The following is a 6,248-nucleotide window of genomic DNA, read 5'->3' as shown; positions in this document are numbered from 1 at the left end:
GTGCGGAAGGGCGGGCGCCAGCGCGGCCGCCGCCAGCAGGGCCAGGAGAAGGCGGGTGCGTGTCATGACGTGCAAGCTAGGGCCAGCCCCCGGAGCACACAATCCGGTCCGGGCGGCAGCGGATGACGGCCTTCGTTGCGCCTCGCTCCGGGCGAGGAGTCAGCTGTTCCCCGGCGGACCCGCAAGCCGATGAACGGCAATCTCTAACAGAGACACGGAGACACGGAGGAGACGGTTCCCCCGTGTCCATCCCTCCGTCACGCGTCTCCCAGAAAGCGATCGGGATCGTTCACGACTTCGCGCAGCGAGCGGATGACGGCGTCCGCGGCGGCAAGGCGCGACCCGCCGTCCGGCGCCAGGCCGATGCAGCGCATCCCCGCCGCGCGGGCGGCCGCCACACCGGCGGGGGCGTCTTCAATGACCAGGCACGCGGCCGGCTCCACGTCCAGGCGGCGCGCGGCGAGAAGAAAGACGTCGGGCGCGGGCTTGCCCGCGGGCACCTCCTCGCCGGTGGCGCGCACGGCGAACGCATCCGCGATCCCCAGTTCATCCAGCACCTGGTGGATGAAGGACATCGGCGAGCTGGAAGCGACGGCCAGGGGAAGGCCGCGCGCCCGCAGCAGCCGGATGAGGTCCACCGCGCCCTCCATCGCCACGATGCGGCCCGGCGCCGCGTCCGCCATGTCGCGCCACTTGCGCGCGACGATCTCCCCCAGTTCCTCCGCCGCCAGCGGCCGCCCCAGCGCGGCGGGAAAGAAGTCGTGGTCCGCCACCCCCGCGAACCGCGCCGTGATCTCCTCCGCCGTCATCCGCACGCCCCAGTCCTCCAGCAGCCGGGCCTCTACCTCCGCGTGCAGCATCTGCGTGTCGCTGATCACCCCGTCCATGTCAAAGATCACCGCCCGCACCGCCGTCCATCCACCCATTCCGCTCCCCGCCGTTTGGCCGTTCATCCACCGTCGCGAACCGCCGCTCCGCGCAGGCGGCGGGCCGCGAGATCCGCACGGAAAAGCATGCTTCCGCACAAGATGATGCAGGAGCGGCAGATAGCATTGCGGAACTCCGTCGCGGTGGACCTGATCCTGCATGGGGAACCGGGCAAGCGAGGGGTCCGCAGGGCGCGGCCCGCCGGGTACCGAGGGGAGAGAGTTGGACCATGAAAGCGATCGCGGCGGCACTTCTGGCAACGGCGGCTCTGGCGAGCCCGGCGATGGCGGGAGACGTGACCCTGACGGGCTCGCCCGCCAGCATGGTGCGGCAGCACGAGGTGGCGGTGGGGCGCCACTACAGCTTTGCCAAGTCGGCGGAGGACGTGTCGGAGATGGTGGCCAAGGGCTCGCTGGTGCCGGTGGTGTCGGGGCCGGACTTTACCCTTCACAACGTGGGGCAGCCGTTCGCGCGGCCGGAGGTGCTGGAGTTCGTCAAGCGCACGGCGGCCGGCTACCACGCGGGGTGCGGCGAGCCGCTGGTGGTCACCAGCCTGACGCGCCCGCTGGCCAACCAGCCGGGGAACGCGCACAAATTGTCGGTGCACCCGGCGGGGATGGCGGTGGACTTCCGCATCAGCAAGAGCGAGAAGTGCCGCAAGTGGATGGAAACCACCATGCTGGCCATGGAGAGCAAGGGGCTGCTCGACATCACCAAGGAGCGCCATCCCGCGCACTACCACGTGGCCGTGTTCCCGGGACAGTACGCCTCGTTCGCCAAGCGCACGCCGGCCCCGGTGAGCCCCGTGCCCGCCGCGCCCCCGGCCCCGCCCGCCGCCTCCGTGCCCGCCGCCGCCGTGGTGGAGGCCGCGCGCCCCGCGGCGGTTCCGGCCGCCGTTCCGGCCGCGGTGCCCGCCACGCCCGCGCCCGTCCGGCGCACCGCGCCGCCGTCGCGCGGGAACGGACCGGGAGCGGCGCTGTTCATGGGCGCCGGCGCGCTGCTGGTGGCGGCGCTGCTCTGGGCCCTGTTCCGCACCGGCCGCCGCGCCCGCGCCTGACGCGGCCCAGGCCGGGTGGGGAACCGAGCGCGCCCGGCGAGCACAGCCGGGCGCGCTTGCTTGCAGACGGTTGGCACCAGCACCGCCGGGCATTATCCTCAGGAACAGCATTCGCACAGAACCCCGGAGAGGTCCGCCCGCCGGACTCCTTTCGTGACGTGGCGGTGCCCGGGTTGCGCACGCGACCCTGCGCTCCGCCCCGTCTGCGTGTGGTTTCGCGCCCTCCTGGCCTATCTCCCCTTTTCCGCCTGCCGTGAACAGCGTATCCGAAACGGACTGGGATGCCGCGCGCGCCCGCTCGCTCATCGAGCAGTTTCCCGGCGCGGCGGCGGTGTACCAGGGCCCCGAGCACGTGATCGTGGCGGCCAGCGAGGCGTACCGGCGCATGGTGGGCCGGCGCGACCTGATCGGCCTGCGCTTTCGCGACGCCCTGCCCGAGTTGCACGGGCAGGGGTTCACCGACCTGCTGGACGGCGCATTCCGCACCGGCGTGCCCGCCACCGGCAGCGGCGTGCGCGCCGACTGGGACGACGACGGCGACGGGGTGATCGAGCGGCACGACGTGGAGTTCACCTACCAGCCCCTGCGCGACGGGGGCGGCCGGGTGTGGGGCATCGTGGTGCACGTGTCGGACATCACCCGGCAGACCGCGGCGCAGGCGGCGCTGCGGGAGAGCGAGGCCCGCTTTCGCGCCGTGTTCGAGCACGCCGCCACAGGCATCGCGCTCACGGGGATGGACGGCGTTCCGGTGGCCATCAACCCCGGCCTGGAGCGCATGCTGCGCTACTCGCTTGCCGAGCTTCGCGTCACCGGCCTGCACGGCGTGACCGCCCCGGAAGACCGCGAGGTGGACGGCAAGGACGCCCGCCGCCTGCGGGCCGGGGAGCTGGACAGCTATCGCGTGGAAAAGCGGCTGCACCGCAAGGGCGGCTCGGAAGTGTGGGTCGACATGACGGTGTCGCTGGTGCGCGACGCGGAAGGGAGCCCCGCGCTCACGCTGGCGATGATCACCGACATCACCGAGCGCAAGCGGATGGAGGCGCTGGCGCAGGAGCAGGCGCTGGAGCTGGAGCACCAGATCGAGCAGGCGCAGTCGCTGAACGTGGAGCTGGAGGCCGCCACCGAGGAACTGCTGGAGGCCAGCCGCACGGCCGAGGCCGCCCGCGAGCGTGTGGAGTTTCTGGCCCACGCCAGCGAAGTGCTGGCCTCGTCGCTGGATTTTGACGAAACGCTGCGGCGCGTGGCCGACCTGGCCGTGGAGCGGCTGGCGGACTGGTGCGTGGTGGAGCTCAACCACCCCGACGGCCGCCGCCGCACACGCGTGGTGGCGCACCGCGATCCCGAGCGGCTGCAGTGGGCCGAGGAGCTGGACCGCCGGTATCCGGCCGACCTCCAGGCCGAGCGCGGGGCCCCCGCCGTCTTTCGTACCGGGGCACCGGAGCTGTACCCGGCCATCACCGACGACATGCTGGTGGCCGCCGCTCGCGACGAGGAGCACCTGGCCGCGCTCCGGCAGGTGGGGTTCACGGCCGCCATCACCGTGCCCCTCTCCGCCCGGGGAAGTACGCTCGGCACCCTGAGCCTGGTGTCGAGCGAGTCCGGGCGGCGGTACACCCAGGACGACCTCGCCGCGGCCGAAGACCTGGGCCGCCGCGCGGGGTCCGCCATCGACAACGCCGAACTGCTTCGGCGCACCGAGGCCGCGGCCAGCCGCTCGCGGCGCATTCAGTCCTTTGCCGCCGCGCTCAACCAGGCGGCCGACGTGGCCGCGGTGGCGCAGGTGTGCGTGGAGCACGGCGTCGGCGCGCTGGGGGCCGATGCGGGCTCGCTGGCGCTGATGGGAGAAGATGGAAAAAGCTTCCGGATCGTGCACGCCGCCGGCTTTCCCGCCGGGGTGGCGGACCGCTGGGCGTTCTTTCCCCTCACGCCGGGCAGGCCGCTCTCCGACGCGGTGCTGGAGGGCGTTCCGCGCATCCTGGGGACGCGCGAGGCGATGGAGCGCTACCCCGGAACCCATCCGCACATGGTGGACGCCAACACGGCCGCGCTCATGGTGATTCCCCTCATCGCCGGCGGGCGCACGCTGGGCGCGCTCTCGTTCAGCTTCGCGGTGGAGCAGGAGGCGGAGGACGCCGTGCGCACCCTTCTGCTCACCCTGGGCGAGCAGGCGGCGCAGGCGCTGGAGCGCGCGCGGCTGCTGGAAGCGGAGCAGCAGCTCCGCGCCCGGGCGGAGCTGCTGGCGGACGCGGGCGAAGTGCTATCCGCCTCACTGGCGCTGGACGACACCTTTGGCGCGCTGGCCCGGCTGGTGGTTCCCGCCATCGCGGACTGGTGCTTCGTGGAGCTGGCGCGGCCGGACGGCGGGTCCGACGCGGTGGCGGTGCACCACTCCGACCCCGCCAAGGTGGCGTGGGTGCGGGAGGTCATGGCGCGCTACCCGGTGGACCCCTCCGCGCCGTACGGCACCGCGCAGGTCATCCGCAGCGGACAGCCGGAGCTGGCGCCGGAGATTCCGGTGGAGATGTACCCCGCCGTGGCGCAGGACGAGGAGCACCTGCGCGCGTTGGAGGCCACCGGCTTCCGCTCCTACCTGTCCCTTCCGCTGCTCACGCGCGACGGGGTAATCGGGGTGCTTACGCTGGTGCAGGCGGAGTCCGACCGGCGCTTCAGCGAGGCCGACATTCCGTTTGGCGAAGACCTGGCACGGCGCGCGGCGGTGGCCATCGACAACGCGCGGCTGTACGAGGCGGAGCGGCGGGCGCGCGCCGCGGCGGAGCAGGCCAACCAGGCCAAGAGCGACTTTCTTTCCGCCATGAGCCACGAGCTGCGCACCCCGCTGAACGCCATCGGCGGGTACACGGAGCTTCTGGAGATGGAGATCCGCGGGCCGGTCACCGTGGCGCAGCGGCAGGACCTGGAGCGCATCCGCCGGGCGCAGCAGCACCTGCTGGGGCTCATCAGCGACCTGCTGAACTTTGCGCAGATCGAGGCCGGGCGCATTGAGTACCGCATCGGCCCCGTTCCCGTGCAGCCGCTTCTGACCGAGCTGGAGCCGCTCATCCAGCCGCAGATGGAGGCCAAGGGGCTCGCCTACCTGCGCCCGGAGGGGGAGGAGGCGACCGTGGCGCGCGGCGACGCGGAGCGCATCCGGCAGATCCTGGTGAACCTGCTGGCCAACGCCGTCAAGTTCACGGACGCGGGTTCGGTGACGCTCAGCACCCGCGCCGACGCGGACCGGGTGTACATCGTGGTGGCGGATACGGGGCGCGGCATCGCGGCCGACAAGCTGCCGACGGTGTTCGATCCGTTCGTGCAGGTCGATCGAAAGCTGACGTCGGTGTCGCAGCAGGGTGTGGGGCTGGGGCTGTCCATCAGCCGGGAGCTGGCCCTGGCCATGGACGGCACGCTCACGGCGGAAAGCACGCCCGGGCAGGGGTCGGCCTTTACCCTCACCCTGCCCCGCGACCCCGGCGAGCCCGAGGATTGATCCCGTTTTCCCATCGGCCCTGAGCGGCTGAACGGGATGCTTTTACAAAGAAGCGGAGGCACAGGGGAGAACTCGATCTCCGCTGTGCCTCCGCTTTCGTTCCGCTCGCTCCGCCAGCCTGGCCGTCAGCCGGTGGACCACCCATGACGGGCAGAACGGCAGCGGTGATGGAGCGGGAGCAGACGGGGAGAGCAGGTCGAGAAACACTGCTCGCGTCGCACCCCGGCGCTTGAGCGTCATCCTGAGCGGAGCACTGCGCCGGACTGTCAGCCGCTCCGAATCGTGGCGCGGAGTCGAAGGATCCCGCCGGGAGTGTCGGGCGCACCATCGACTGCGCGGCGTGCCCGGACGCCCGGCCGCGTCGAACAGTGGCGCCGCGCGCCACGCAGTCACTCGTTCATGGCGCACTCCGTGGCGGGATCCTTCAGTCGGCGCAAGGCTCAGAGCACGCGGAAGGCACGCGCGGCGCCTCCTTCAGGATGACACTCGTGCTCCGGCGTGGTGGGCGAGCAGAGTCGCTGGCCAAGCTGGAGGCACGCAGATGCACTGCGCGGCGCCTCCACCAGGATGACACTCGTGCTCCGGCGTGCTGGGCGGGCAGAGCCGGTGGCACATGCTACGTGCTCGCGAGTCATCGGACGCAACCGCTTGTCGTCACGACGGCGCGGCAGGCGCAACAGCTTGGGGTCGGCGAAGCCGACCCTGCGGACGACCGCGCTCGCCTCGCACCTCGGCGCCTGAGCGTCATCCTGAGCGGAGCGCTTCGCCGGATCGTCA

The 6,248-nt window shown here is 72.1% G+C and carries 3 protein-coding genes; 2 read left to right on the top strand and 1 reads right to left on the bottom strand.

The genetic code is table 11. The features are described 5' to 3' along the window. Positions 1–257 precede the first annotated feature (257 nt). Positions 258–953: an HAD family phosphatase gene (locus tag VF665_RS17640; protein WP_331054765.1), complete on the bottom strand. Its 696-nt coding sequence runs from the start codon at positions 951–953 to the stop codon at positions 258–260. 203 nt (positions 954–1,156) lie between these two features. On the opposite strand from VF665_RS17640, the gene VF665_RS17635 reads away from it, so the two are divergent. Continuing rightward, positions 1,157–1,984, top strand: coding sequence for a DUF5715 family protein (locus VF665_RS17635; protein ID WP_331054764.1), 828 nt, complete (start codon positions 1,157–1,159; stop codon positions 1,982–1,984). 253 nt (positions 1,985–2,237) lie between these two features. Continuing rightward, positions 2,238–5,471: a GAF domain-containing protein gene (locus tag VF665_RS17630; protein ID WP_331054763.1), complete on the top strand. Its 3,234-nt coding sequence runs from the start codon at positions 2,238–2,240 to the stop codon at positions 5,469–5,471. Positions 5,472–6,248 lie beyond the last annotated feature (777 nt).

Source organism: Longimicrobium sp., from assembly GCF_036387355.1.
Classification (GTDB): domain Bacteria; phylum Gemmatimonadota; class Gemmatimonadetes; order Longimicrobiales; family Longimicrobiaceae; genus Longimicrobium.
Note: the sequence above shows the minus strand (reverse complement) of the source record. Positions and strands in the feature narration are given on the sequence as shown.